This is a genomic window from Meiothermus ruber DSM 1279, assembly GCF_000024425.1.
GTDB lineage: Bacteria > Deinococcota > Deinococci > Deinococcales > Thermaceae > Meiothermus > Meiothermus ruber.
On record NC_013946.1, the window covers coordinates 1,075,131 to 1,099,635 of the forward strand.

General features: G+C 63.6%; 24 protein-coding genes and 1 riboswitch. Of the genes, 12 read left to right on the forward strand and 12 right to left on the reverse strand.

Annotated elements, in window-relative coordinates; all coding sequences use genetic code 11:
- Positions 1-17: 17 nt before the first annotated feature.
- The gene (locus tag MRUB_RS05425) at positions 18-404 is read left to right on the forward strand and encodes a hypothetical protein (RefSeq protein ID WP_013013355.1); all 387 of its coding nucleotides are present in this window, start codon (positions 18-20) and stop codon (positions 402-404) included.
- Between the two features lie 6 nt (positions 405-410).
- On the opposite strand, the gene MRUB_RS05430 is transcribed toward MRUB_RS05425, so the two are convergent.
- The 3 genes from MRUB_RS05430 to MRUB_RS05440 form a co-directional block, all read right to left on the reverse strand.
- The gene (locus MRUB_RS05430) at positions 411-734 is read right to left on the reverse strand and encodes a hypothetical protein (RefSeq protein WP_013013356.1); all 324 of its coding nucleotides are present in this window, start codon (positions 732-734) and stop codon (positions 411-413) included.
- A gap of 121 nt (positions 735-855) precedes the next feature.
- Entirely contained in the window at positions 856-3,483 is a 2,628-nt protein-coding gene (gene leuS, locus MRUB_RS05435) for a leucine--tRNA ligase (protein WP_013013357.1), read from the reverse strand.
- A 270-nt stretch (positions 3,484-3,753) separates the two neighbouring features.
- Positions 3,754-4,731, reverse strand: a complete 978-nt coding sequence (locus tag MRUB_RS05440) for an ABC transporter substrate-binding protein (RefSeq protein ID WP_013013358.1) — start codon at positions 4,729-4,731, stop codon at positions 3,754-3,756.
- Positions 4,732-4,884: 153 nt separating this feature from the next.
- Positions 4,885-5,034, reverse strand: a riboswitch (FMN riboswitch).
- Between the two features lie 114 nt (positions 5,035-5,148).
- On the opposite strand from MRUB_RS05440, the gene MRUB_RS05445 reads away from it, so the two are divergent.
- Both MRUB_RS05445 and MRUB_RS05450 read left to right on the forward strand, forming a co-directional pair.
- The gene (locus tag MRUB_RS05445; protein ID WP_235438169.1) at positions 5,149-6,657 is read left to right on the forward strand and encodes an ABC transporter permease subunit; all 1,509 of its coding nucleotides are present in this window, start codon (positions 5,149-5,151) and stop codon (positions 6,655-6,657) included.
- Between the two features lie 42 nt (positions 6,658-6,699).
- The gene (locus tag MRUB_RS05450) at positions 6,700-7,128 is read left to right on the forward strand and encodes an SWIM zinc finger family protein (protein ID WP_013013360.1); all 429 of its coding nucleotides are present in this window, start codon (positions 6,700-6,702) and stop codon (positions 7,126-7,128) included.
- A gap of 39 nt (positions 7,129-7,167) precedes the next feature.
- Here MRUB_RS05450 and MRUB_RS05455 read toward each other — a convergent pair whose 3' ends face one another.
- The 7 genes from MRUB_RS05455 to MRUB_RS05480 all read right to left on the reverse strand — a co-directional run bounded on the left by MRUB_RS05455 (position 7,168) and on the right by MRUB_RS05480 (position 15,162).
- The gene (locus MRUB_RS05455; protein ID WP_013013361.1) at positions 7,168-8,061 is read right to left on the reverse strand and encodes a YhjD/YihY/BrkB family envelope integrity protein; all 894 of its coding nucleotides are present in this window, start codon (positions 8,059-8,061) and stop codon (positions 7,168-7,170) included.
- Positions 8,062-8,123: 62 nt separating this feature from the next.
- Positions 8,124-9,377: a glutamate-5-semialdehyde dehydrogenase gene (locus MRUB_RS05460; protein WP_013013362.1), complete on the reverse strand. Its 1,254-nt coding sequence runs from the start codon at positions 9,375-9,377 to the stop codon at positions 8,124-8,126.
- A gap of 15 nt (positions 9,378-9,392) precedes the next feature.
- Positions 9,393-10,526: a glutamate 5-kinase gene (gene proB / locus MRUB_RS05465; protein WP_013013363.1), complete on the reverse strand. Its 1,134-nt coding sequence runs from the start codon at positions 10,524-10,526 to the stop codon at positions 9,393-9,395.
- Positions 10,527-10,702: 176 nt separating this feature from the next.
- Entirely contained in the window at positions 10,703-10,837 is a 135-nt protein-coding gene (locus MRUB_RS16200; RefSeq protein WP_024050054.1) for a hypothetical protein, read from the reverse strand.
- 326 nt (positions 10,838-11,163) lie between these two features.
- Positions 11,164-12,990 (reverse strand): oligoendopeptidase F, encoded by a 1,827-nt coding sequence (gene pepF, locus MRUB_RS05470; protein WP_015586488.1) that lies wholly within the window; start codon positions 12,988-12,990, stop codon positions 11,164-11,166.
- Between the two features lie 26 nt (positions 12,991-13,016).
- Entirely contained in the window at positions 13,017-14,360 is a 1,344-nt protein-coding gene (locus MRUB_RS05475) for a GH1 family beta-glucosidase (RefSeq protein WP_013013365.1), read from the reverse strand.
- A 4-nt stretch (positions 14,361-14,364) separates the two neighbouring features.
- Entirely contained in the window at positions 14,365-15,162 is a 798-nt protein-coding gene (locus tag MRUB_RS05480) for a VOC family protein (RefSeq protein WP_013013366.1), read from the reverse strand.
- Between the two features lie 71 nt (positions 15,163-15,233).
- Between MRUB_RS05480 and MRUB_RS05485 the strand changes: the two genes are divergently transcribed.
- The 6 genes from MRUB_RS05485 to groL all read left to right on the forward strand — a co-directional run bounded on the left by MRUB_RS05485 (position 15,234) and on the right by groL (position 20,384).
- On the forward strand, positions 15,234-16,085 hold the full coding sequence (locus MRUB_RS05485) for an SDR family oxidoreductase (RefSeq protein ID WP_013013367.1): 852 nt from the start codon (positions 15,234-15,236) through the stop codon (positions 16,083-16,085).
- Between the two features lie 30 nt (positions 16,086-16,115).
- Positions 16,116-16,937, forward strand: a complete 822-nt coding sequence (locus MRUB_RS05490) for an acetate and sugar kinases/Hsc70/actin family protein (RefSeq protein ID WP_013013368.1) — start codon at positions 16,116-16,118, stop codon at positions 16,935-16,937.
- 27 nt (positions 16,938-16,964) lie between these two features.
- Complete coding sequence (locus MRUB_RS05495; protein ID WP_013013369.1) at positions 16,965-17,393, forward strand: RHS repeat domain-containing protein; 429 nt, start codon at positions 16,965-16,967, stop codon at positions 17,391-17,393.
- 16 nt (positions 17,394-17,409) lie between these two features.
- Positions 17,410-18,210 (forward strand): TrmH family RNA methyltransferase, encoded by an 801-nt coding sequence (locus tag MRUB_RS05500; protein WP_013013370.1) that lies wholly within the window; start codon positions 17,410-17,412, stop codon positions 18,208-18,210.
- Between the two features lie 193 nt (positions 18,211-18,403).
- Complete coding sequence (groES, locus tag MRUB_RS05505) at positions 18,404-18,700, forward strand: co-chaperone GroES (protein ID WP_013013371.1); 297 nt, start codon at positions 18,404-18,406, stop codon at positions 18,698-18,700.
- 46 nt (positions 18,701-18,746) lie between these two features.
- Positions 18,747-20,384, forward strand: coding sequence for a chaperonin GroEL (groL, locus tag MRUB_RS05510; protein ID WP_013013372.1), 1,638 nt, complete (start codon positions 18,747-18,749; stop codon positions 20,382-20,384).
- 100 nt (positions 20,385-20,484) lie between these two features.
- On the opposite strand, the gene MRUB_RS05515 is transcribed toward groL, so the two are convergent.
- Both MRUB_RS05515 and MRUB_RS05520 read right to left on the reverse strand, forming a co-directional pair.
- On the reverse strand, positions 20,485-20,796 hold the full coding sequence (locus MRUB_RS05515) for a winged helix-turn-helix transcriptional regulator (protein WP_013013373.1): 312 nt from the start codon (positions 20,794-20,796) through the stop codon (positions 20,485-20,487).
- Positions 20,797-20,899: 103 nt separating this feature from the next.
- Complete coding sequence (locus MRUB_RS05520) at positions 20,900-21,253, reverse strand: winged helix-turn-helix transcriptional regulator (RefSeq protein WP_015586490.1); 354 nt, start codon at positions 21,251-21,253, stop codon at positions 20,900-20,902.
- A 73-nt stretch (positions 21,254-21,326) separates the two neighbouring features.
- Here MRUB_RS05520 and MRUB_RS05525 point away from each other — a divergent pair, with 73 nt between their 5' ends.
- The 3 genes from MRUB_RS05525 (at position 21,327) to MRUB_RS05535 (ending at position 24,466) form a co-directional block, all read left to right on the forward strand.
- On the forward strand, positions 21,327-21,914 hold the full coding sequence (locus tag MRUB_RS05525; RefSeq protein WP_013013375.1) for a YceI family protein: 588 nt from the start codon (positions 21,327-21,329) through the stop codon (positions 21,912-21,914).
- A 124-nt stretch (positions 21,915-22,038) separates the two neighbouring features.
- Positions 22,039-22,605: a hypothetical protein gene (locus MRUB_RS05530; protein WP_013013376.1), complete on the forward strand. Its 567-nt coding sequence runs from the start codon at positions 22,039-22,041 to the stop codon at positions 22,603-22,605.
- 115 nt (positions 22,606-22,720) lie between these two features.
- Complete coding sequence (locus MRUB_RS05535) at positions 22,721-24,466, forward strand: acyl-CoA dehydrogenase family protein (protein WP_013013377.1); 1,746 nt, start codon at positions 22,721-22,723, stop codon at positions 24,464-24,466.
- Positions 24,467-24,505 lie beyond the last annotated feature (39 nt).

Here is a 24,505-nt window from a genome sequence, read left to right on the forward strand (position 1 = left end):
CGGTATTGTGTAGGGGTATGAAGCTCCTGCGCTACCTTGTACCGGTGGGCATTGGACTCCTGATCGCTTTGGCCGACCTCGGCAACGTGGATCTGCTCTTTGCTGGAACCCTGCTGCTCTTGATGGGGTTTGTGGTGGGGTGGTGGTGGCCCCAGCAATGGTGGCTGAGTGGGCTTTTGATGGGGGGAATTCTGCCTTTGGTACAGCTATGGGCCTCGGTGGTGCAGTTTCCCATGCCCTATGTGCCCGACCCGCTGCAGGGCCTGTTGTTGCTGGTTCCCGCTCTGCTGATGGCGGGGTTTGGGGCCATCGTACACAACAAAACGCCCTACACCCCCGCCGCGCTGCGCGCCCGTTTGCGCCGGGCCCAGCAGGCCGACCACCACGACCACGAGCAGCCCTGAGCCCTGCTACCCAGCCTCGGTGGCCTTGCGCACCTCACGCACGAACTGCTGGGTTTTTTCGTCCAGGTCGTGTGTGGCCCAGGGCGCTGTTTTGGCTCCCGGCCAGCGCTCGAACAGGGTATTGAGCCATTGCAGCAGGAGGTCGGGGGTCATGGGCCCCGAGGACTGGTAGTGTGTGTGGGCGTTGTGCAGGGTTACCTTGCTCAGGGCCTCGTAGTGGCTGGGGGAGGTGTGCCTGACCACGATGCGGAAGGTATCGCCCGAGTCCTGCCCCACGCACTCGAGCACCTGATGCTCGGCCAGGCTGTTGATTTTATGTAGCGTGAGCATGCCCTTATGGTAAGGAGCGGCCGGCCTGGTTTCCAGAGGCCCCCCAAAATCATAGGGCGGCTATCCTGCCATAGGGCACCGATAGCCGCCGTGGGCGAAAGTTGTTGGGGAGGGGAGGCCTTTATCCCTTTACCACAATGTTGAGGAGTTTGCCCGGTACATAGATTTCCTTGACCACTTCCTTGCCCGCGATGTGCTGCTGCACGTTGGGCAGCGTGCGGGCAAGGCGCTTGATCTCCTCCTCGCTGGCCTGGGTACTGACGGTGGTTTTGCCGCGCAGTTTGCCGTTGACCTGCACCACCAGCTCGAAGCTATCGGCCACCAGGGCACTTTCGTCCAGGCGGGGCCAGGGGGCCTTGAACACCGAGTCGTCATAAAACTCGTGCCACAGTTCCTCGGCCAGGTGGGGGGCGAAGGGGGCCAGCATCTGGATGTAGCGCAGCACCGCCTCGCGGTAGACCGGGGTCACGCCGTGCTCTTTGCGGTAATCGCCCAGGGCGTTGAGCAGCTCCATCAGGGCGGCAATGGCGGTGTTGAAGCGCAGGGCCTCGAGGTCCTCGGTCACCTTTTTGATGGTCTGGTGCAGCTTCTGGTACAGGGCCTTGTGCGGGCCTTCCAGCGTGGCGGGCTCGAGCAGGTCGGGCTGGGCTTTCAGCTCCACCCGCTGTTCGGCCACCAGCCGGTACACCCGGTTCAGGTAGCGCCAGGCCCCCTGCACCCCCTCCTCGGTCCAGATCATCTCGTTCTCGGGCGGGGCGGCAAACAGGATGGTCACCCGGGCGATGTCGGCCCCCTGCTCCTTGACAAAAGGCCCCACCATCACCCCGTTGCCCAGGCTCTTGCTCATCACCGCCGGTTTCCAGAAGTAGGTTTTGCCCCCTTCTTCGCGCAGCTCGGCCCCGCTCTTCTGGGCCTCCTCGAGGGTGAGGCCCTGCTCGAGCTCGAGCTTGCTGCGGCGGGCGTCATCCAAAAAGTAGATGCGCCCTTCGCGAACCTCCACCTCGCCCACGTTGGTCCAGCCCATCACCATGCCCTGGGTGAAGAGGCCCTCGAAGGGCTCCTCGGCCTCTACCAGGCCCAGGTCGTGCAAAAACTTGGTGAAAAACCGGCTGTACAGGAGGTGCAGAATGGCGTGCTCGATGCCCCCGATGTACTGATCCACCGGCATCCAGAAGTTGGCCTTTTCGGGGTCGAAGGGCGCTTGGGGGTTCTGGGCATCGGTGTAGCGCAGGAAGTACCAGGACGAGTCGAAGAAGGTGTCCATGGTATCGGTGTCGCGCCGGGCCGGGCCGCCGCACTTGGGGCAGGTGCACTCGTAGAACTCGGGGTGCGCGGCCAGCGGGCTTTTACCCTTGGGCCGGATGTCCTCCACATCCTTCAGGGTGGGCAGCACCACCGGCAACTGCTCGTAGGGCACCGGCACGATGCCGCAGCTATCGCAGTGGATCATGGGGATGGGGGTGCCCCAGTAGCGCTGGCGGCTGATCAGCCAGTCGCGCAGGCGGTAGTTGACCTTGCCCTCGCCGATACCCTTTTCCTCCATCCACTCGATGATCTTCTTCTTGGCCTCCTCCACATACAGGCCATTCAGGAAGCCGGAGTTGATGGCCGGGCCGTCCTCGGTATAGGCCTTGCCCTGCCAGCCCGCGGGCGGCTCGACGGTGCGGATAATCTCCAGCCCGAACTTCTCGGCAAACTCCCAGTCGCGCTCGTCCTGGCCGGGTACGGCCATGATGGCCCCGGTGCCGTAGCCCGCGAGCACATAGTCGGCGATCCAGATGGGGATCTCCTTGCCGTTGGCCGGGTTGATGGCGTAGGCCCCGGTGAAAACTCCGGTCTTCTCGCGGTCTTCCATCTGCCGCTCGACCTCGCTCTTCATGCGGGCCGCTGCCACATAGGCCTCCACGGCGGCTTTCTGTTCGGGCGTGGTGATGAGTGGTACCAGCTCGTGCTCGGGGGCCAGCACCATGAAGGTGGCCCCGAAAATGGTATCGGGGCGGGTCGAGAAGACCCGAATTTTGGCGGGGTGGCCCTTCACCTGGAAGTCGAACTCGGCCCCCTGGCTCTTGCCAATCCAGGCCCGTTGCATGGCCTTGACCTTCTCCGGCCAGCGGGGCAGCTTGTCCAGGTCGTTCAAAAGCCGCTCGGCGTAGTCGGTAATCTTAAGGTACCACTGCTCGAGCTCGCGCTTTTCCACCAGCGCCCCACTGCGCCAGCCGCGCCCGTCAATGACCTGCTCGTTGGCTAACACGCTCTGCTCGACGGGATCCCAGTTGACCAGGCTTTTCTTGCGGTAGACCAGGCCTTTCTCGTACATCTTGAGAAAGATCCACTGGTTCCACTTGTAGTACTCGGGCAGGCAGGTGGTAACCTCGCGGCTCCAGTCGTAGCGGATGCCCATCAGGGCCAGCGACTCCTTGGACTGCTTTATGTTGCCAAAGGTCCAGTCGGCGGGGCTTACCCCAAACTTCAGGGCGGCGTTTTCGGCCGGCAGGCCAAAGGCATCCCAGCCGAAGGGGTGCAGCACGCTGTAGCCCTGCTGTACCCGGAAGCGGGCCAGCGCATCGCCCATGGTGTAGTTCTTGAGGTGGCCCATGTGCAGGTCACCCGAGGGGTAGGGGAACATCACCAGGATGTAGGCTTTTTTACCGGCCTTGCCCTCGGTGGCCTTCAGAAGTCCGATTTTTTCCCAGTATTGTTGCCATTTGGGCTCGAGCTCGTGGGGGTTGTACTTGTCGGTCGTGACCATGGCGTTTCTCCGGTTTCCAACGGGTCATTGTATTGTGGCTGGGCTAAAAGGGGAACACCAAAAAAACTCCCCTGTGCTAAGGGGAGCCTCCCGGATGAGGGGCTTCCCTTAGGTTGGAGCTAGCCAAAAGCCACCCTGCATAGCTTCATGCTAGCACATACCCAGGAAACCGGGCGCGGTATGGCGGGGTGCTGGCGATAGGCCAGGGGGCGCGGCTAGATCAATGGGGCCTCCCCGCTGGAGGGAGGCCCCAGGTTGTCGGGCGGTAGGCTAGGGCTTCCGGGCCTGCACGCCCGGCTGCAAAAACTCGTTGGTGAAGAAGGTGCTGGCCGGCAGGTCGGTTTGGATCCGGCCGGTGGATTTTAGCAGGTTGAGGCTGCTCACCCAGGCCTGGGGGTTGCTGAAACCCAGCCCATTCTGCCGGGTGTAGGGCGACTCGTAGAGCCGGATGGAAGCCTGCAAAACGGCCATGCGCTCCTGGCCCAGGTTGGGTACGAAGCGCCGGGCGGCCTCGAAAGCCCGCTGGGGCTCGCGCAGGGTCAGGGCCAGGCCTTCTTGCGAGGCAGCCAGGAAGCGGCGCACGCGGTCGGGGTTTTCCAGCACCCGGTCGGTGGTGATAACGCCGTTGCCGGGGCTGCGGTTGTAGGGGCCGGCGGGTATGACGTTGAGTTTGACGCCTTTTTCACGCAGGAAGACCGGCTCGTTGTTGATAAAACCCATGGCCACATCCACCCGGCCCGAGACCACCGCCTCGGCCTGGGTAAAGCCGATTTGCAGAATCTTGACGTCGCTTTCCTTGAGGCCGGCGGCCCGCAGGATGGCCTGGAGTGAGGTCAGCGAGACCCCGAACATCCCCGGCATCCCGATGGTTTTTCCCTTGAGGTCGCGCACCGAGCGGATGTTTTTCTCGGCCAGGGAAAACAGGGCATTGGGCACCGACTGGTACATGGCCATCACGTACTTGAAGGGGGTGGCCTGGGGGTTCTTTGCGCGCAGCGCGATCACGTCTTCGGCGTCGCCCACCACAAAGTCGAGCCGACCCTGGGCCAGCAGGGGATACAGCTCGCTCACAAAGCCGTGCTGAAACTCGACCTCGAGGCCCTGCTTGGCGTACAGGCCCTCCACCACCGCTGCGTAAAACGGGGCAAACTGCACATCCGGCAGATAGCCCAGCCCCACCCGCACCTTTTGACTTTGGGCCAGTCCCAGCGAGATCAACACAGCCAGCAGTAGTACAAGTTTGCGCATCTTTGTATATCCTCAACACACCGTGCTAACCATCACAGGCTCGAAGCAGGCACGAACTGCGTCCGAACCAACCGACTTAACCCGGGTTGTGATGAGGATTTTTTAGGTGGTATTACACATCCTACTTCGCCCAGGCACAGGGGCACCTGGGCTTCACCCCTTCTCCCATCCGGACTGTTACCGTCGGCTTGCGATTCTCACGCAATCGGGCCTGGATGTACGGCTGGATTTCCAGGCTTCGCGGGCTGAGGCAGACCTGCCATCACCGCCGGTGGGGACTTGCACCCCGCCCTGAAGGAATCGGGCCATCCGGCCCACCCAGAGTTTAAAGGGAAACCCGGCCTGCGCAAAGTAGGGCAGGCCAGCTTTGGAGTTCCTGCTTGCAGTTAATCCACGCCCACCCAGTATGCTGAACCCATGCGTGCCCGGCGCCTACCGCCTACCGCCAACCGGTCGCCTATGCCCGAAAATCCCCCAGGCCTGCCCCCCACGGTGATCCGGCTTACCGGCCTGGGGGTTCAGTTTGATGGGCGCGAGGTGCTTAAGGGCGTAGACCTCGAGGTGCGGAAGGGCGAGTTTATCGCCATCATCGGGCCTTCCGGTGGGGGCAAGAGCACCCTTTTGCGGGTGATTGCGGGTTTGCAAAAAGCCCACCAGGGCCGGGTGGAGGTGGCAGGACAGCCCGCCATGGTCTTCCAGGATTATCGGTTGTTGCCCTGGCGCAACGTGGAGCAGAACATCCGGCTGCCCATCGAGCTCACCGGGCGCGGAAAAATCGAGACCCATCTGGGCATGAAGCCCTACCTGAAGCTTTACCCCCACCAGCTTTCCGGTGGGATGAAGGCCCGGGTCGCCATCGCCCGTGCCCTGGCCCAGGAGGCCGAGGTGCTCCTGATGGACGAGCCCTTTGCGGCGCTGGATGCGTTGGTGCGGGAGCGCTTCAACCTCGAGCTCAAGCAACTGCACGAGCGCACCGGCAAAACCATTCTGTTCGTGACGCACAGCATCCGCGAGGCGGTGTACCTGGCCGACCGGGTGGTGGTGCTGACCGGGGGCCGGATTGACACCATCCTGGAGACCAAAGACCAGGGGCGTATCACCGCCTTTACCGACGGCCTCGAGGCTGAGCTGCGCGAGCGGCTGGGGGTGGCAGACTCCACCTTCATCGAGCCGCCGCCCAAGCCCCTGCGCCCACCCTGGGAAATCTTCGGGGTGCTGGGCCTGGGGGGCCTGTTTTTCCTGATCTGGAGCCTTCTGGCTGCACGTGTTCCGCTGTTTGTCCCCTCGCCGGCGGAGGTGGGGCGGGCCATGGCAACCAACTTCCCCTTGCTGCTGCAAAGCGCCTGGGCGACGCTCGAGGCGGCCTTCTTAGGCATCGCCGGCTCGCTTTTGCTGGGGCTGCCGCTGGGGTATGCCATGGGGCGCAGCCGGGCCCTGGAGCGGCTGCTCTCGCCCTTTATCGTGGCTTTGCAGGCAGTGCCCACCATCATCATCGCGCCTTTGCTGGTGATCTGGTTTGGCTATGGCCTTAGCTCCAAGACCATTACCGTCATTCTCATCTCGATTTTTCCCGTTTTGGTGAGCACCATGGTGGGGGTGCGGGAGGTGGATCGGGTTTACCGCGAGGTCTTCCAGACCATGGGGGCCAGCGCCTGGGGGGTGTTTAGCAAGCTCGAGTTCCCCGGGGCTTTGCCGGTGGTGCTGGGGGGGCTGCGCCTGACCGTTTCGCTGGCCTTGATTGGGGCGGTGGTGGCGGAGTTCGTGTTTGGCGGGGCCGGCCTGGGCTACCTGGCCAACAGTGAGCGGCTCAACTTCCGCTACGCCAACGCCTTTGCTGCGGTGGGGGTTACGGTGGTGCTGGGCATTGCCCTGTACGGGCTGGTGGCCTGGCTGGAAAGCTACGTGCTGCGCTACCGGCGGCGCTAGGCTCCGCTTGCAAACCGGCGGGGTCTGGGTTGAGATAGTAGGGTGCGGCTGGAACTGGAAAGCCTGCTCGAGCTGGCCGATGAGGGGGTGCACACACGGGGCGAGGCGCTTTTTTTGCGGGGGGCGGTGCTCGAGGCCGCCCGGAGCCGGGGCCGCCTGCAGGCGCGGGTACAGGGGAGCGCCCCTTTCCCTTACCGGGTCGAGATTAATCTGAGCCAGGGCGGGTGGGCCTGTACCTGCCCTTATGCCTGGGGGCCGGTGTGCAAGCACGTGGTGGCGGTGGCGTTGGCCGCCCTGGAAGCTCCCGAGATCTTCACCAGGAAAAAGCTGGGCCGGCGCGCACCCGTGAACTTGCAGGCGATACTCGAGCTGTCCGACGACGAACTGCTGCGCTTCTTGTGGCAACTGGCCGAGGTGCGCCCCGAGCTTATGCACGAGTTTGCCTACAACCTAATGCAGCGCTTTGAGTGATGTAAAACCCTGTGGTTCGTGCCGCTTCGGAGGCTGGCCTTATATCGTGTCGCTCGAGCGCTCGGTCAGAGCTTTAGCTAAAACGGCCCCCACCAGCAGGATCCACATGGTTAGGTAAAAGCCCACCAGCGCCAGCAAAAACCCCGCAATGGGCCCGTAAATCAGCTCGTACTGGGTGCGGGGCAGCAGCAGGGGCAGCCCTAAGCGCAGCCCCTCCCAGGCCAGAGCCGCCAGGGTAGCCGCGGCCATAGCGGCCAGCACCCTGGGGGTGGGGATGGGCAGCAGCATATAGGTCAGAAAGAAGAGCAGCATCGCCCCCAGAATGGGCACCACCACCTCTGTTCCATTGCGCAAAAAGCTGAGTTCTGCAGGCAGGTAGCGCAGCACAAAGCCCATGACCAGCCCCAGCAGGGCCAGCAGAATCAAGGCCAGTCCCAGCAGCAAGGGGGCCAGCAGGCCCGCGATGCGCCCGCGCAGGGCGGTCAGCAGGGCCGCCGCCCGCCCGAAAGCCCGCTGCGGGGGCCTGGCTTTAGCAGTGGGCGTTGGGGGGATGGCCGGTTCAGGCCGTGGGGCAACCCCGCCAAAGATGATGCCCAGGGCATAGGCCAGGGCGGCAAAGAAATTGCTGCTGGCCCACAGCAATACCAGCAAGCTGGCCAGCGTGAGGGGAAAGGCCCCTCGAGTCAGAAAGTTCACCAGGGTCTGGGCCAGGTCGGGCTGGGTGGGGAAGAGCAGCACCACCAGTTCGATGAGCCGCACCAGCACCGCGTTGCGCAGGCCCTCGTTGCCGGAGAGCACAAAGCCAAAGACCCCGGCCAGCAGAATCAACAGGGGCATCAGGCTGAATAGGGCATAGTAGGCCAGCGCCGCCGCGAAAAACGGGATGTGCGAGCGCGTGTATAGCTGGTAAACCTGCCCGATGATGTGCAGCATGGGTGGGAATCACGACCGCTCAATACGCAATAAATCCGGGTCTGGATGTTGACAGTGTGTTGTTAGTCGCGCACCTGCCCGCTGCCCAGGGCCACGAACTTGGTGGTGGTGAGCTCCTTGACCCCCATGGGGCCGTAGGCGTGGAGCTTGCTGGTGGAGATGCCAATCTCGGCCCCCAGGCCCAACTGAAAGCCATCGTTGAAGCGGGGCGAGGCGTTCACCAGCACCAGCGAGGCGTCCACCTCCCGCAAAAAGCGCATGGCGTGGGCGTGGTGGTTGGTGCAGATGGCCTCGGTGTGGTGCGAGCCATAGCGGGCGATGTGCTCGAGCGCCTCTTCCAGCGAGTTAACCACCTTTACGGTCAGGATCAGATCCAGATACTCGGTCTGCCAGTCCTCGGGGGTGGCCGGTCTGGCCGGGATGAGGGCGCAGGTGGCCTCGTCGCCGCGCAGCTCCACCCCGGCCTTCTGCATGGCCTGGGCCAGCATGGGCAAAAACACCGGGGCGATGCGCTGGTGCACCAGCACTTTTTCCAGGCTGTTGCAGGTGCTGGGGCGCTGGGTTTTGCCGTTCAGGGCTATCTGCACTGCGCCCCCTGGGTCGGCGCTTTCGTCCACAAACAGGTGATTGACCCCCTCGGCGTGGGCCAGCACCGGCATCCGGGCCTCGCGCTGCACCAGCTCGATGAGTTCCTTGCCGCCCCTGGGGATTATCAGATCCAACAGGCCGGCCAGGTGGCACATCTCCAGGATGGCGCTGCGGTCGGTGGTGGGCACCAGTTGGATGGCTTCCCTGGGCAGCCCGGCTTCCTGCAGGGCGGCTTGCATCAGGCCGACCAGGGCGCGGTTGGAGTGCCAGGCCTCCTTGCCCCCCCGCAGCAGGATGGCGTTCCCGGCCTTGAGGCAGAGGGCGCTGGCCTCCACCGTGGCGTTTGGGCGCGACTCGTAGATGAAGCCAATCACCCCCAAGGGGACGCGCATCCGCCCTACCTGCAGGCCGTTGGGCCGGATCTGCAAGCCTTCAATTTCGCCGACGGGGTCGGGCATCTCGGCGACCTGCTGCAGGCCGGTTCGCAGGTCGCGCAGCACCTTTTCGTCCAGTCGCAGCCGGTCGAGCTTGGCCTTGGAGAGGCCCGCGGCCTGGGCGGCCTCGAGGTCCTGGCGGTTGGCGGCAAAAAGGGCCTCTTGCTGGGCCTCGAGCTTCGCTGCTATAGCCAAAAGTGCGGTGTTCTTGGCCCTGGGCGAGGCCGTCGACAAAGCCCGCGCGGCAGCCCTGGCCGCCTGGGCGTATGCCTTGAGTTCGGGAGAGGTGACCATGGTCATTCCAACATATCACTCGAGCTCCGAGGCCAGGGCAAAGTAGTCGCGGTGGATGGCCTCGTCGGTGTTTTTGTAGCCCAGCAGGGCCTCGATCTCCCTGGTTTTTCGGCGCTTGATGCGGGCGAGCTCGGCGGCGCTGTAGTTGACCAGGCCCACCCCGATCAGGTTGCCCTGCTCGTCCAGGCACCTGACCGCCTCGCCCACCCCAAACTGCCCGCGCACCTCGAGGATGCCCGCCGGCAGGAGCGAGGCCCCGCCCTGGCGTAAGGCTTTCGCCGCCCCGGCGTCCACCACCACCTCCCCCTGGGGCTTGGGGAGCTGGTACAGCCAGAGCTTACGGCCGCTGTAGCGGCGCTGCCCCCCGGCAAACAGCGTGCCCACCGGGGCGCCTTGCAGGGCCTCGGCGATGCTCTGGGGCCGGGTGCCGGGCAGCAGCAGGGTGGGAATCCCGGCGGCCTGGGCTTTTTCCGCGGCCAGCAGCTTGCTTTTCATCCCGCCGGTGCCCACCCGGTTGGGACTGTCGCCTGCCATGCGCAGCACCCCGGCATCCACCCGCTCCACGTAGGGGATGGGCTGGGCTTCGGGGTGGGTGCGGGGGTCGGCCTCGTACAAAGCCTCGATGTCGGAGAGCAAGATCAGCAGATCGGCCCCTACCAGCGAAGCAATCAGGGCCGAAAGCTGGTCGTTGTCGCCAAACTTGATCTCCTCCACCATTACCGTGTCGTTCTCGTTGATGATGGGCACGATGCCCCACTCCAAAAGCGTCTCCAGGGTCTGCCGGGCGTTCAGGTAGCGGTGGCGGTGGGCCAGATCTTCGGCGGTGAGCAACACCTGGGCCACCTTCAGGTCGTACCAGCTAAAAGCCTGCTCCCACAGGAGCATGAGGGTGGGCTGCCCGACGGCGGCCAGGGCCTGTTTGCCGGGCATGGACTTGGGCTTTTCGGTCAGGCCCAGCTTTTGCATGCCGGTGGCCTGGGCCCCCGAGGAGACCAGCACCACCTCGCGCCCCTCGGCCCGCAGGGCGGCCACCTGGGCGGCAATGGCCAGTTGGTGCTGCCGCCCCTGGGGCCCGCTCAGGACGGCGCTGCCCACCTTGACTACCAGCCGGCGATGGGTTTGGGCGGTGAGGGGAAGACGACCGTGCATAGCCTGCGTTATCGTAACGCTTCTTGGGGCATTTCTCACCCAGGCAGGCCGCCCACCCCTCCAGCGCCCGTGCGTGGCTGCTTGGACTCTCATTCCCTGAGGGCATGCAGCCCATCCCTACGGGCTGTTATTCGCAGCGTGTCCATCAGCTCTAGGCCGCGCCCCTCCAGCAAGCCTCACCTGTACCGCTCGGGGTCATAGTTGAGGAGCAGGTCGTAAAGCGCTTGAACCCCCTCCAAGATGACCGGATGACGCTCACCCCAACAGGCCTTGCCCTCCGGGGAGGCAATGTAGCGCACCAGGTCGCTCACGGCCTCGGTGTAAGGCTTTGGCCTGGCTGGGGTCAACGGCCCCTTTCACGTCGAAGGTGGCGGTTCCTTGCCGGAAGTCAAAGCCGTGATGCTCGTACCTTGTCAACACGAAGTTACCTGGCTAATCCCATCCACATCCTTCACCCAACTGCGTAAGTCCTAACCCTTTTTGATGCAGCATAACCGAGCCTCCTGGGTTGCAGGGCGGAAAGAGGATACCGGGAAGGTCAAAAAAACAAGATGGTGCTGGGTGTGTTTACTAAGTAAAAATTGTGGAAGGGAGAAGGCTTGCCCCCTTCCCCCTCTTGGGTGGCCCTGCGCTACTTTCAGCGCGTTGTCTGCAGGTTTGAGTCCACCAGGCGCTCGAGCTCGTCCACCATGCTCGCTAGCACCGCAAACCCCCGCTCCACCGGCTCGGGGCTGTTCATGTCAATCCCAGCGATTTTCAGCGCGTCCAGCGGATAGACCGAGTCGCCGGCCTTGAGGAAGTCCAGGTAGCGTTTGGCAGCGGGTTCGCCCTGCTCCAGTACATCCTTGGCCAGGGCATTGGCAGCGGCGATGCCGGTGGCGTACTGGTAGACATAAAAGGGGCTGTAGAGGTGGGAGAAGTTCATCCAGCCCGCACCCAGGCGTTCTTTGTCCAGCTCCACCTCGCCGCCGTAGCCCTCGGCGAAGAGTTCGGCCAGCCGCTCGATCAGGAAGGGTGCGGTGAGGGCTCCGCCTTTCTCGATGCGCTGGTAGAGCTCGAGCTCGAAACGGGCCAGGGTGGGCATCACAAACAAATAGCGGTGGAAGTTGCTAAAGGCCTCCTCCAGCACCGCCAGCTTGTACTCGGGCGTCGGGGCCTCGCGCAGCAGCATGGCCCGCACCATGGCCTGGTTGAAGTTGGAGGCCACCTCGGCGACGAACAGGCTGTAGCGGGCGTACACGATGGGCTGGGTTTGCCGGGTGAAGTAGCTGTGCATGGAGTGGCCCAGCTCGTGGGCCAGGGTGCTCAGCGAGAAGAGGTCGTCCGACCAGCTCATGAAGATGTAGGGGAAGGTGCCCTTGAGCCCTGAGGAGAAGGCCCCGGCCCGCTTGCCCTGGTTCTGCCCCCAGTCCACCCAGCGCTCCTCGAACAGGCCCCGGCGCATGGGCTCTACGTACTCCCGCCCCAGGGGTTCCATGCCCCGGCAGATGGTCTCGGCGGCCTCCCAGAAGGTGATTTTGGGGCTTGGCACCAGGGGGGCCGGCGCGTCGTAGCTTCTGAGCTGGCCGCCCATGGCCTTTTTGCGGATGCGCCAGAAGCGGTGCCAGGTGGGCAGGTGGGCCTGGAAGGTGGCCAGCAGGTTGTCGAAGACGGCTTTGGGGATGTTGTCACCGCAGGTGCGGCTTACCGCCAGGGCCATCTCGAGGCTGCTGGCATAGCCGCGGGTGCGGGCCTGGAAGGCAAAGCTCTTGACGCTACCCTGCAGGGTGGAGGCCAGGGTGTTTTTGAAGGCCAGATGCCCATCGGCGTAGGACTCCCAGGCAGCCCGGCGTACCTCGGGGCTCTCGTGCACCAGAAGCTCGCCGATGGTGCTGTGGGAGACCGGGAGGGTCTGGCCCTGGTACTCCACCGGCCTGAACTGCATATCGGCGTTGGTGGCCGCCGCAGCGGTGGCGCTGTGCCCGCCCAGGGGATCGGAGACGGCGGCCAGCACGGTCTCCACCTCGCTGCTGCGCACGTGGGGCCTGCGGGCTTGCAGGGCTTCGAAGTAGTGCCGGTAGACGGCCAGGCCCGGTTCGGCCTGCATGAAAGTCTCGAGGGTCTCTTTGGGCAGGCTCAATAGCTCGGGCTCGAGGTAGGCCCCGGCGGCGGCGAGCGCTGCAACCACGGCGCGGGCCTCGCCCACCATGCGGATGAAATGGGGGTTGGTGCCCTCGGTCGAGAGCTGCAGCGAGGCGTACTGGGCCACCTTCATGGCCTCCAGCATCCGGGTGTAGTAGGTTTCCAGGGCCTGCAGCAGCACCTGCGGCGACTCGGCCAGCCGCCCGGCAAACGGCTTGACCTCCTCTACGCTTTGGGCCGCTTTTTCCAGGGCGGCCCGCCAGTGGTCTTCGGAGGCAAACAGGGCTTCCAGGTTCCAGGTCTGTTCTTTGGGTAGCTCCGAGCGTTTGGGTAAGGTACTCATCCAGGGCATTCTAGCTGACCCGCCGGTCAGTTGGCTAGAAACTCCCGGAACCACTTGCCGGAGTCCTTCAGAACGCGCTTCTGGGTGGGGTAGTCCACGTATACCAGCCCAAAGCGGGGCCGGTACCCCTCGGCCCACTCGAAGTTGTCCAGCAGGCTCCAGTAGAAATACCCCTCCACCGGTACCCCCTCCTGTTTGGCCCGCAAGACCTGGGCCAGGTGATCCTGGATGAACTGGATGCGCTGGGGGTCGTGCACCTGCTCGCCCTCGAGTTTGTCGGGGAAGGCCGCTCCGTTCTCTGTAACGATGATGCGTTTCACCCCGCTATAGGCTGCAAATTTCTTGAGTAGGTGATAGATGTTTTCCGGCCAGACCTCCCAGCCCATCTCGGTAAGCTCCTTGCTGCCCCGCTCGGCGTGGGGCACTTCCCGGCCCCAGGTGCCGGGGTTCAGCAGGTCGAAGCGCACCAGTTGGCGGAAGTAGGTCTGCAAGCCGATAAAGTCGAAATCGAAGGCCAGCCGCTCCATATCGCCCGGACGGATGTAGCGCTGCAGGGCCAGCAAAAAGGGGGTGGTTTTCCAGGGATAGCCCAGCCCCAGGGCGGGCTCGAGGAACAGCCGGTTGGCGATCACGTCGTAGTTGGCGGCGGCCATGCGGCTCAGCCAGGTGGGGCCCGCCGGCTGCACATAGGAGGCCGAGAAGGTGGTGCCGATCTGGGCATCCGGCACATGCGCCCGCAGAACCCGCCCCCCTTCGGCCTGGGCTAAAGCCACGTGGTGGACGGCCGGCAAAAAGTTGCCAAAACCTTTGCGGCCCGGGGCGTGGGTGCCTTGCAGGTAGCCCAGCACGGTGAACACCGTGGGCTCGTTGAGCACCATCCAGTGCTTGACCTTGTCGCCAAAGGCCTTGCTGCACACCTCCACGTACTCGCTAAACCAGCCCACAATGTCGCGGTTGGTCCAGCCGCCCCTGTCTTCCAGCACTTGCGGCAGATCCCAGTGGTACAGGGTCACCCAGGGCTGCAGGCCCAGCTCGAGCGTCCGGTCGATCACCCGATGGTAGAAGTCCAGCCCCTTCTGGTTGACCGGGCCGGTTCCACCGGGCAGGATGCGCGGCCAGGCCAGCGAAAAGCGGTGCACCTGCATGTTCATCTCCCGGATAAAGGCGATGTCGTCGTGGTAGCGGTGGTAGAAGTCGCAGGCTACATCGCCGTTCTCGCCGGTTTTGATCTTGCCGGGGGTATGGGAGAAGGTGTCCCAGATGGAAGGGCTGCGCCCGTCCTCGTTCACCGCGCCCTCGATCTGATAAGCTGCGGTGGCCACCCCCCACAGGAAGCCAGGGCCAAAGTCGCTTTTGCTAAAGGTGGTCATTGCATCAATCTACCCGCTCGGGCTGGAGTGGTACAACCTGCACCTGTGCCCCGTTGGGGTCGGTGAGGGTTTGGGGAGGGCGATTTCGCAGGGCGATTTGATAGGCGAGCAGCCCGGTTGAGTGGGCCGGTGCGGTGCGGCCCCTGGCCCACAGGTTGATGCCGATGTGGTGGTGGTAGCCGTCGGCGGCCAGGAAGCGGGCGCCGGGATAATCCCCCTGCATGAGCCTCATCCCCAGCCCCTCGAAAAAAGCCTGCGCTTCGTCCAGATCGCGCACATGCAGGTGGATGTGTCCCAGGGCGGTCTGGGGGTCGAGCCCCTGAGCGGCCCTCGCTTCGGCCAGGAGGGCTTCCAGGTCGAGCCTTCTGGAGACCATGGCCAGACGGCCTTCCCGGAAGGGCCATTGGGCTCTGGGGCGGTCGCGGTAGAGCTCAATCCCGTTGCCCTCGAGGTCGGTCAGGTAGAGCGCCTCCGAGACCCCGTGGTCAGAGGCCCCCTGAAAATGGGGATAGCGGGCCTCCACCAGCCGCCGGAAGACCGCGGCCAGGGCGGCCCGGCTGGGGAGCAAAAGGGCAAAGTGGTACAGCCCCAGGGTGGGCTGGGGGCGCAGGGGAGCACTGGGCTCATGCTGCAAGGTGAGGGTGAAGCGGCGGCCTGGCAGGGCCAGCTCGGTCTGCAGCCCCTGGCGCTGGACGACCTCGAGGCCCAGCAGATCGCGGTAGAAGGCCAGTTGGCGCTCGAGGTTCTGCACCCGCAGGGTCAGGCCGGTGAGGGCCAGGGTTTTGGTGGCGTCAAGAGTCACTGTTTTATGATATCCAAAGTGCTATGAAAAGTAAAGCATAAGAGGGGACAAGATTCGGATATGCTGTTGGGGTGCGGGTTTTTGTGACCGGGGGAACCGGTTATTTAGGGAGTACGCTGCTGCGGCTGGGGTCGGGTCGGCCCTGGGTTTTGGGTGCCAGTTACTGGAGCCAGCCGCCGGCGGTGCCGGGGGTGGCCTGGGTGCGGCTGGATGTACGGGATGCGGCGGCGGTGGAGCAGGCCTTGAAGGAGTTTCGTCCCGAGGTGGTCATCCACACCGCCTACAGCAAGGCCAGTCCAGCGGCGCTCGAGGCCATCACCGTACAGGGCACGGTTCATGTGGCCCGGGCCTGCCGGGCTCTTGGGGCCCGGCTGATCCACCTCTCCACCGACCAGCTTTTCGATGGCGAAAACCCGCCCTATGCCGAGTCGGCTGCGCCCAACCCCCTCACCGAGTACGGCCAGGCCAAGCTCAGGGCCGAACACTGGGTGCAGGCGATACTCCCCACCGCCACCATCGTCCGCACCTCGCTCATCTGGGGCCTGAACCCCCTCGACGTGACCAGCCAGATGGTGCTGGAGTTGGCCGATGGCAAGCGGGAGGGCGGGCTTTTTAGCGACGAGTACCGCTCCTTTGTGTACGTAGAGGATCTGGCCCAGGCCCTGGGGGAGCTGGTGGGTCTGGACTATGCGGGCATCCTGCACCTGGGGGGTGCGGAGGTGTTGAGCCGGCTCGAGTTTGGACGACTGATTGCCCCTTTCCACGGACGCGACCCGGCCCGACTTCCGGCCCAGCGCCGCGCCGAGTTTCCCGGCCTACGTCCCGGTAATTGTGCGCTGGATAGCTCGCTGGCTCAGTCCCTGCTCCAGACCCGGCTGCGCGGGGTGCGGGAAGTGTTGCGCGCGCACCGCCCTGTGGGATAACCCTCGCCGCTTTGCGTTATCCTGGGCCTGATGCTGAAACTTGGCGTGGATTTTGGTCTTTCCAACACCGATGTGGTGCTGCTCGAGGGCGAGACCATCCTGGCGCACCAAACCATCAAAACCGGGCCGGCCAGCAGCCAAGCCCTGGCCGCCGTGTTGCAAAGCCTGGGGGTGCGGCCCGCCGAACTCGCCACCATCGCCAGCACCGGGGGTTTATCGCGCCGCCTGCCCGATGCCCTCGAGGGGATTCCCATCCAGAAAATCGGTGAGGCCCAGGCAGTGGGGCGGGGGGCGCTGCGGCTGGCGGGCCTGGACGAGGCCCTGGTGGTCTCGGCGGGCACCGGCACAGCCATGATTGCTGCCAGGGGTAGTGAAGCCCAGCACTTCACCGGCTCGGCGGTGGGGGGTGGAACCTTGCTGGGTTTGTCCCGGCTGCTGCTAGGGACGGCCGATCCCCTCGAGGTGGCCCGCCTGGCCGAACGGGGCAACCCCAGCGGTGTGGATTCAACTTTGGTGGACGTGATTGGCGGTGGCATCGGCCACCTGCCCCCCGATGCCACCGCGGTCAACTTTGGCCGGCTGGTGGATGGTGTCAACCCCAGCCGCGAGGATCTGGCCGCCGGCCTGGTGACGCTGGTAGGCCAGGTTATCGCCATGATTGCCCTCAACGCGGTGCAGGCTGCGGGGCTCAAGCAGATGGTGATCGTGGGCCACCTGCCCGACCTGGCGCCCGTGCGCAAGGCCTTTGAGCGGGTCTGGTACTTTTACCAGGTTGAGCCCAGACCCCTCATTCCCCCCTTGGCCGGCTGGGCCACGGCCTACGGGGCCGCGCTTTTGGCGCAGGAGGTTTGACACAAAAACCTGTCGTAAACTGAAGCCATGAAACCCCCTGAGGGCTTCTGGGCCTACCTCGAGGACGACAACAACTACGACAACCTCAAACTGGTTTTGTCGGATGGGGTGGGGGAGGAGGTGCTGTGGCTCTCGGCGCTCGAGCTGGCTGGGGGTCTGGCCCATCTCGAAGAAGATGAACTGCTTGACCCCAACGAATCAGCCTGGCTGCACGAGGCTGTGGAGGTGGCCGAGGCGCCGGCGGCCCCCCTCGAGCTGGCCCAGCGCCACCCCCGCCTCGAGGGCGCTTACTGCGCCGCCCAGGTTGAACTTTATAACCCGCCAGGCCTTCTGCTTTTGCGCCGGGTGGTAGAGGAGGGGGGCGATCTGCTGGAGATCACCACCCCCAACGGCTCGGTTTATACCTTCGAATACGATCGGGTTCGCGCCTACCTGCGCCCGCTTTTGCCCCACTAGCCCACCGAATCAACCCATGCGCATTACCTCAACGGCCAACCCCCGCATCAAGGCGGCTGCTGAACTCAAAGAACGCAAGAACCGCGAGCGAACGGGTACGTTTTTGATTGAAGGCGCTCGCGAAATCGAGCGGGCGTTGGCAGCCGGCCTCGAGGTCATCGAAGCCTACTGCGGCGAGCCTCTCAGCCCCGAGGAGGCCCGCGCCGTTGCTCATTTATCTCGAGCCCTCGGCCTGGAGGTGCACGAGCTTTCCGAGGCAGCCCTCAAGAAAATCAGCAGCCGCGAGCACCCGGCCGGGGTGCTGGCGGTGGCCCGGATGCCCCGCCCTTCCCTTGCGGCCTTCCAGCCTTCTTCCAATGCTTTGCTGCTGGTCTCGGTGGGGCTGGAAAAACCCGGCAACCTGGGGGCTTTGCTGCGCTCAGCCGACGCCGCCGGGGCCGATGCGGTGCTGGTGGCGGGGGGGGTAGACCTCTACAGCCCCCAGGTCATCCGCAACTCCACCGGGGTGGTGTTTTCCTTGCCTACCTTTGCCGCCCCCGAGCAGGCCGTGCTGGACTGGTTACTGCAGCACAATATCCCCATAGTAGCCACCACCCCCCACACCCACCAAACCTACTGGGACGTGGATCTGCGGGGGCCTGTGGCCATTGTGCTGGGCACGGAACACCAGGGGTTGAGCCAAACCTGGCTCGAGCGGGCCGCACGAAAGGTCAGGATTCCCATGCAGGGCCAGGCCGACAGTCTTAACGTCTCGGTAACAGCCGCCCTGATGCTATATGAGGCTGTACGGCAGCGCCAACCCCGCCCGTTGCCTTAGGGAATCCCTCGAGCTTGTACCGGGTAAAACAGGGAGTCGCTTAGCTGAAGCTACTTGATATAATCAGACTCAAGTGTCTTGGGTCTTTCTTCCCAGCCCTCTTGACATTCTTATGGAAAGACCCGAATAATATAGAGCTGGGTTGACACTCAAAACCCACGACTGTCAATAAACCCTGTAAGGAGGAAATTCTATGGCAACCGCAACCATGCTCAGACCCCTCGGTGATCGTGTGGTGGTCAAGCGCATCGAAGAAGAAGCCAAGACCAAAGGGGGCATCGTGTTGCCCGATACCGCCAAGGAAAAGCCCCAGCGGGGCAAGGTAATTGCCGTGGGTAGCGGGCGGGTGCTGGACAACGGCACTAAAGTGCCTCTAGAGGTAAAAGAGGGCGATACCGTGGTGTTTGCTAAGTACGGCGGCACCGAGATCGAAATCGACGGCGAGGAGTACATCATTCTCTCCGAGCGCGATCTGCTGGCCGTTTTGTAAACCGACAGAAGTCGTTTATTAAGGGTGTTTTGAAAGGAGCAGAACCATGGCGAAAATGCTAGTTTTTGATGAAGCTGCACGCCGTAGCCTCGAGCGCGGCATGAACGCGGTAGCCAATGCTGTAAAGGTGACCCTGGGCCCCCGTGGGCGCAACGTGGTGCTGGAGAAGAAATTCGGCAGCCCCACCATTACCAAAGACGGGGTTAGCGTAGCCAAGGAGGTCGAGCTGGAGGACCACCTCGAGAACATCGGCGCCAAGCTGATGATCGAGATCGCCTCCAAGACCAACGACATCACCGGTGACGGTACCACCACTGCTACCGTGCTGGGCCAGGCCATCGTGCGTGAGGGTCTGCGCAACGTGGCCGCCGGGGCCAACCCCCTCGACCTCAAGCGCGGCATTGAGAAGGCCGTGGATGTGGCCATCAAGAGCATCCAGGAGCTGGCCGTACCCGTCAACGACCGCAAGGCCATCTTCGAAGTGGCTAGCGTATCGGCCAACAACGACGCCGAGATCGGCAACCTGATCGCCGATGCCATGGAGAAGGTGGGCCGCGAGGGTGTCATCACCGTTGAGGAGTCCAAGAGCCTCGACACCGAGCTCAACTTCGTGGAAGGGTATCAGTTCGACAAGGGCTACATCTCGCCCTACTTCGTCAACAACCCCGACACGATGGAGGCCCAGCTCGATGAGCCCTTCATCCTGATCACCGAGAAGAAGATCAGCAACGTGCGCGAGCTGCTGCCGGTGCTCGAGCAGGTTGCCCAGACCGGCAAGCCCCTGCTCATCATTGCCGAAGACGTCGAGGGTGAGGCCCTGGCAACCCTGGTGGTCAACCGCCTGCGCGGTACCCTCAACATCGCTGCTGTCAAGGCCCCTGGCTTTGGTGACCGCCGCAAGGAGATGCTCAAAGACCTGGCGGCCATCACCGGTGGTACCGTGATCAGCGAAGAGCTGGGCTTCAAGCTGGAGAACGCCACCCTCTCCATGCTGGGCCGCGCCGAGCGGGTGCGCATCAACAAGGATGAGACCACCGTGGTGGGCGGCAAGGGCAAGAAGGAAGACATCGAGGCCCGCATCAACGGCATCAAGAAGGAGCTCGAGACCTCCGACAGCGAGTACGCCAAGGAGAAACTGCAGGAGCGCCTGGCCAAGCTGGCTGGTGGCGTGGCTGTGATCCGCGTGGGTGCTGCTACCGAGACCGAGCTCAAGGAGAAGAAGCACCGCTACGAGGACGCCCTCTCCACGGCCCGCGCCGCAGTGGAGGAAGGCATCGTGCCCGGTGGTGGTGTGGCCCTGCTGCGCGCCGTGCCCGCCATCAAGAACCTGATCAAGGAGCTCGATGGTGATGAGGCCACCGGTGCCAAGATTGTGCTGCGCGCCATCGAAGAGCCCGCCCGCCAGATTGCTGCCAACGCCGGCTACGAGGGCAGCGTGGTGGTCAACAACATCCTCAGCAAGAAAGAAAAGAACTACGGCTTCAACGCGGCCACCGGTGAGTACGGCGACATGATGGAGTGGGGCATCGTGGACCCGGCCAAAGTGACCCGTACGGCCCTGCAGAACGCCGCTTCCATCGGCTCGCTGATCCTCATGACCGAGGCTGTGGTGGCCGAGAAGCCCGAAGAGAAGAAGGCCCCTGCTGCGCCCGCTGGCGGCATGGGTGGCGACATGGACTTCTAAAGCGATTTACAGTTCGAACCCCCTCTTCGCGCAAGGAAGAGGGGGTTTCTTGACGTGAAACGGTCTATTCCCAGTGGCCCTGCTGGAACTGCGTTGTGCGTCAGGGGGTTTTCAGGGCGGTTTGGCTCCAGGCGGCCAGGGCCTCGAGGGCCGGCTGCAGGGCCTCGCCCAGGGGGGTGAGGGCATACTCCACCCGGGGGGGCACCTCCTGGTACTCGGTGCGACTGATGAGGCCCATCTCCTCCAGATCCCTCAGGCGCAACGATAGACTTCTTGGTGGCAGGGCGGTGGCTTGCTGCAGGGCCCCAAAGCGCAGCGCACCCTGCTGCAGCGCGCGCAATATGGAGTAGACCCCACGCTGGCCCAATAATTCCAGCACTTCCTCGAGGGGCTGTTTTTTAGATTGGACCATACATATACCGTATCCAAGAGATTTTCGAACCAAATACACCAGCACTACAAAGCGACCATATGGTTAGTTTGGGAAATTTTCCAGAATAAAGGTGAAGACCGGCTTATCGCTCGGGTGGTTTGGGAAGGTACTGCCGGCCCCAGCGATCTATGGCCTCGATTACCGCCTGTAGGGCCTGCCCCGCCTCCGTCAAGGCATAGCTGGTGCGCGGGGGCATGGTGGAGTGAATTGTTTTGGAGATGATACCCAGGTGCTCAAGCTTCTCCACGCGCTGGGCCAGGGTGGCCGGGTTGCAGCCGCCCACGGCCCTGGAAAGCTCGTTAAAGCCTTTCGAACCATCCAATAAGCTGCGAATAATGTGTAGCGTCCACTTCTCCTGCAGTACGTTGATGGCTTCGTATACAGGGCAAAAGCTGTGGTCTACTTCGGTGGTTTCCGGGGCAATGGCTTTAGCCATACTGCTTTTCATCTTAGCACACTATTACTTTCTTTGCCCAAACGCTTGACATAACAAACTGCTATAAAATAGTATGCGCTTGTTGATCCGAAGCATGAGCCGGATCAAGCTGGAGGAGAAGCACATGAATTGGAACCTGGACAGCAGTCATACCACCGTGGCCTTTGCCGTAAAGCACATGGGCTTCTTTACTGTGCGCGGCCAGTTCAAAAAAGTGGCCGGTACCGTTACGACCAACGAGCAGGGGGTGCCAAGCCAGATTAGCGTTTCGATTGAGGCCGCCAGCATCGAGACGGGCGAGGCCCAGCGGGACGCTCACCTGCGTTCGCCCGACTTTCTAGATGCCGAGCAGTATCCTCAAATACGCTTTGAGAGCAGCCAGGTTGAAGCCCTGGGGCAGAACAGATACAAGATTCACGGCAACCTGACCATCCGGGACACCACCCGTCCAGTGACCCTCGAGGCCGAGGTAAGCCCTGCCATCAAAGACCCCTGGGGCCTCACCCGTATTGGGGCAACGGCCACGGGTGTGATTAACCGCAAGGACTGGGGGCTCACCTGGAACCAGGTGCTCGAGTTTGGCGCTTTGCTGGTAGGCGAAGAGGTAAAACTCAACATCGAGGTCGAGGCGGTTGCGGCGCAGGCCGAAGCAGCGGCCTAAATCCCTCGAGCCCTGCCCGGCACCTGCCAGCAAAGGTGGGTGCTGGGCTTATCTGGGCCTCGCCTTGCGGCAGGATCGTGCTTTAGGTTGATGTGAGAAGCCGGCCGCGGCGCTAACTTAAGCTATGCGCTTTACGCTGGCGCTGTTTGTGTTATGGTTGGCGGCCTGCGCCCCGACTCACCTGGGGAGCGTGCCCTACTACCCCTACAACCTCGACGATTTTCCCATCTTCACCAGCCCCGCAGGCCAGCCCCTATATGGCTGGCGGCGCTATGAGGAGCGCCGCTGGACGGCTGTGGCCCGTAGGCCGCCTGGCGCTTTTGACTTCTCCATCATCCTGGAGCTGGGCCACCCGCACTGGCCCAGGCCTCCTTTCCCCAACCCCGTGGACGCCTGTCGCTTTGCTAGGGGTGAGGCGCAACCGGCCTCCATACGCTTGGTGCTGCTCGAGGCCCCGCCGGGTTTTGGCGTGCGGCTGCAAGAAGCCAATTACAAATTAAGCTGCGGCCGCCTCGAGCGCGACCCGGAGGGTTTTGAGGTGCTGCGCTACGCCACCTGGCTCGAGGTGCTCTACCGCTTCGAGATACCCCCGGTGGCCCCCGGCACCTACGGTTTGCGCTGGCAGCTTTGGGAGGGGGAGCGGATGCTTGCTGAGGAAGACCGGCGCTTTACTTTAAGCGCAGGCCGTTAGCGCTGGAAGTGCATGGTGGGTATGTGGTAGGGCCGATTGACGGCTTTAGGCTTTGCCGCTAAACTTTGACTCAGTATAACTTTGTAATGAGTCAAAAAAGGCGTGGAGGTTGGCTGTGATTGCAGACAAAAAACTCTCAACCAAAGGCGGTGGCTGGCTCCTGGAGAAGCCCGAGCAGATCTTCACCCCCGAGGACTTCGACGACACCACCCGCATGATTCAAGAGACCGTGCGGCAGTTTGTGGAGAAAGAATACCGCCCGGTGGCCGAAGCCCTGGAGCACGGCGAGCTCGAGCACAACATCCCGCTGCTCCGAAAGGCCGGTGAGCTGGGCCTGTTGGGCGTAGAGGTCGGTGAGGAGTACGGCGGCCTCGACCTGCCCAAAACCGTCAGCACGGTGATTGCCGAGGCCCTGGCCGGCACCGGCGGCTTCAGCGTGACCTACGGGGTGCAGACCTCCATTGGCCTGCTGCCGCTGGTCTACTGGGGCACCAAGGAACAGAAAGACAAATACCTGGCCAAACTGGTCTCGGGTGAGCTAATCGCGGCCTACTGCCTGACCGAGCCGCAGTCCGGCTCCGACGCCATGGGGGCCAAGACCCGCGCCGAGCTTTCCGCCGATGGCAAATACTACATCCTGAACGGCACCAAGATGTGGATCTCCAACGCCGGCTTTGCCCACCTCTTTACCGTCTTCGCCAAGACCCCGGAGGGCCTGACCGCTTTCCTGGTCGAACGCGACACCCCCGGCCTGCGCCTGGGCGGCGAAGAGAAGAAGATGGGCATCAAGGCTTCCAGCACCCGCCAGGTCTTCCTGGAAGACGTGAAGGTGCCGGTCGAGAACGTGCTGGGCGAGCTGGGCAAGGGTCACAAAATCGCTTTCAACGTGCTCAACGTGGGGCGCTACAAGCTGGGGGCGGGGGCCATTGGCGGCGCTAAAGGGGCCCTGGCGCTCTCGGCCAAGTACGCCCAGGAGCGCGTGGCCTTTGGAAAGCCCATTGCCCAGTTCGGCCTGATTCAGCAAAAGCTGGCCGAGATGGCCGCGCGCATTTTTGCCGGCGAAAGCGCGGTCTACCGCACCATGGGCATGATTGACCAGGCCCTGAGCAACCTGGACAAAGCCAACGCCGCCGAGGCGGTGCTCGCCGGCATCGAGGAGTACGCCATCGAGGCCAGCATCATCAAGGTGCTGGGCTCCGAGGTGCTGGACTACGTGGTGGACGAAGGGGTGCAGATCCACGGCGGCTATGGCTACTCCGCCGAGTACGAGATCGAGCGGGCCTACCGCGACAGCCGCATCAACCGCATCTTCGAGGGCACCAACGAGATCAACCGCCTGCTGATTCCGGGCATGCTCCTGCGCCGGGCCATGAAGGGCGAACTGCCCCTCTTCGATGCAGCCATGAAGCTGCAAAAAGAGCTGCTGGAGCCCAGCTTCGAGGAGCCCGAGGACAAGGAGCTGGCCCAGCTCGAGGGCCTCAAAAAGCTGGCCCTGGCGGTGCTGGGTCTGGCCGCCCTCAAGTACGGCAAGCAGATCGAAGAAGAGCAGGAGGTGCTGGCGGTGGCCGCCGACATTCTGATTGATGTGTTTGCGGCTGAAAGCGCCCTGCTGCGGGCCCGCCGGCTGGGCGGTGGGGTGTATGCCGAGATGGCCGCGCTCTACCTGTACCAGGCCCTCGACCGGGCCCAGGCCGCGGCGCTCTCGATTCTGCCGCGCCTGGCCGAGGGCGACGATATGCGTCTGATGGCCTCGGCGGCCCGCCGCCTGACCAAGCACGACCCCGCCGACCTGGTGGCGCTGCGCCGCCGGATTGCCCAGAAGGTGCTGGAAGCGGGCGGCTATCCCCAGCCTAAAGCCTGAATTCTCCGATATCCTTTGGGGGCGCATGGCCATGCGCCC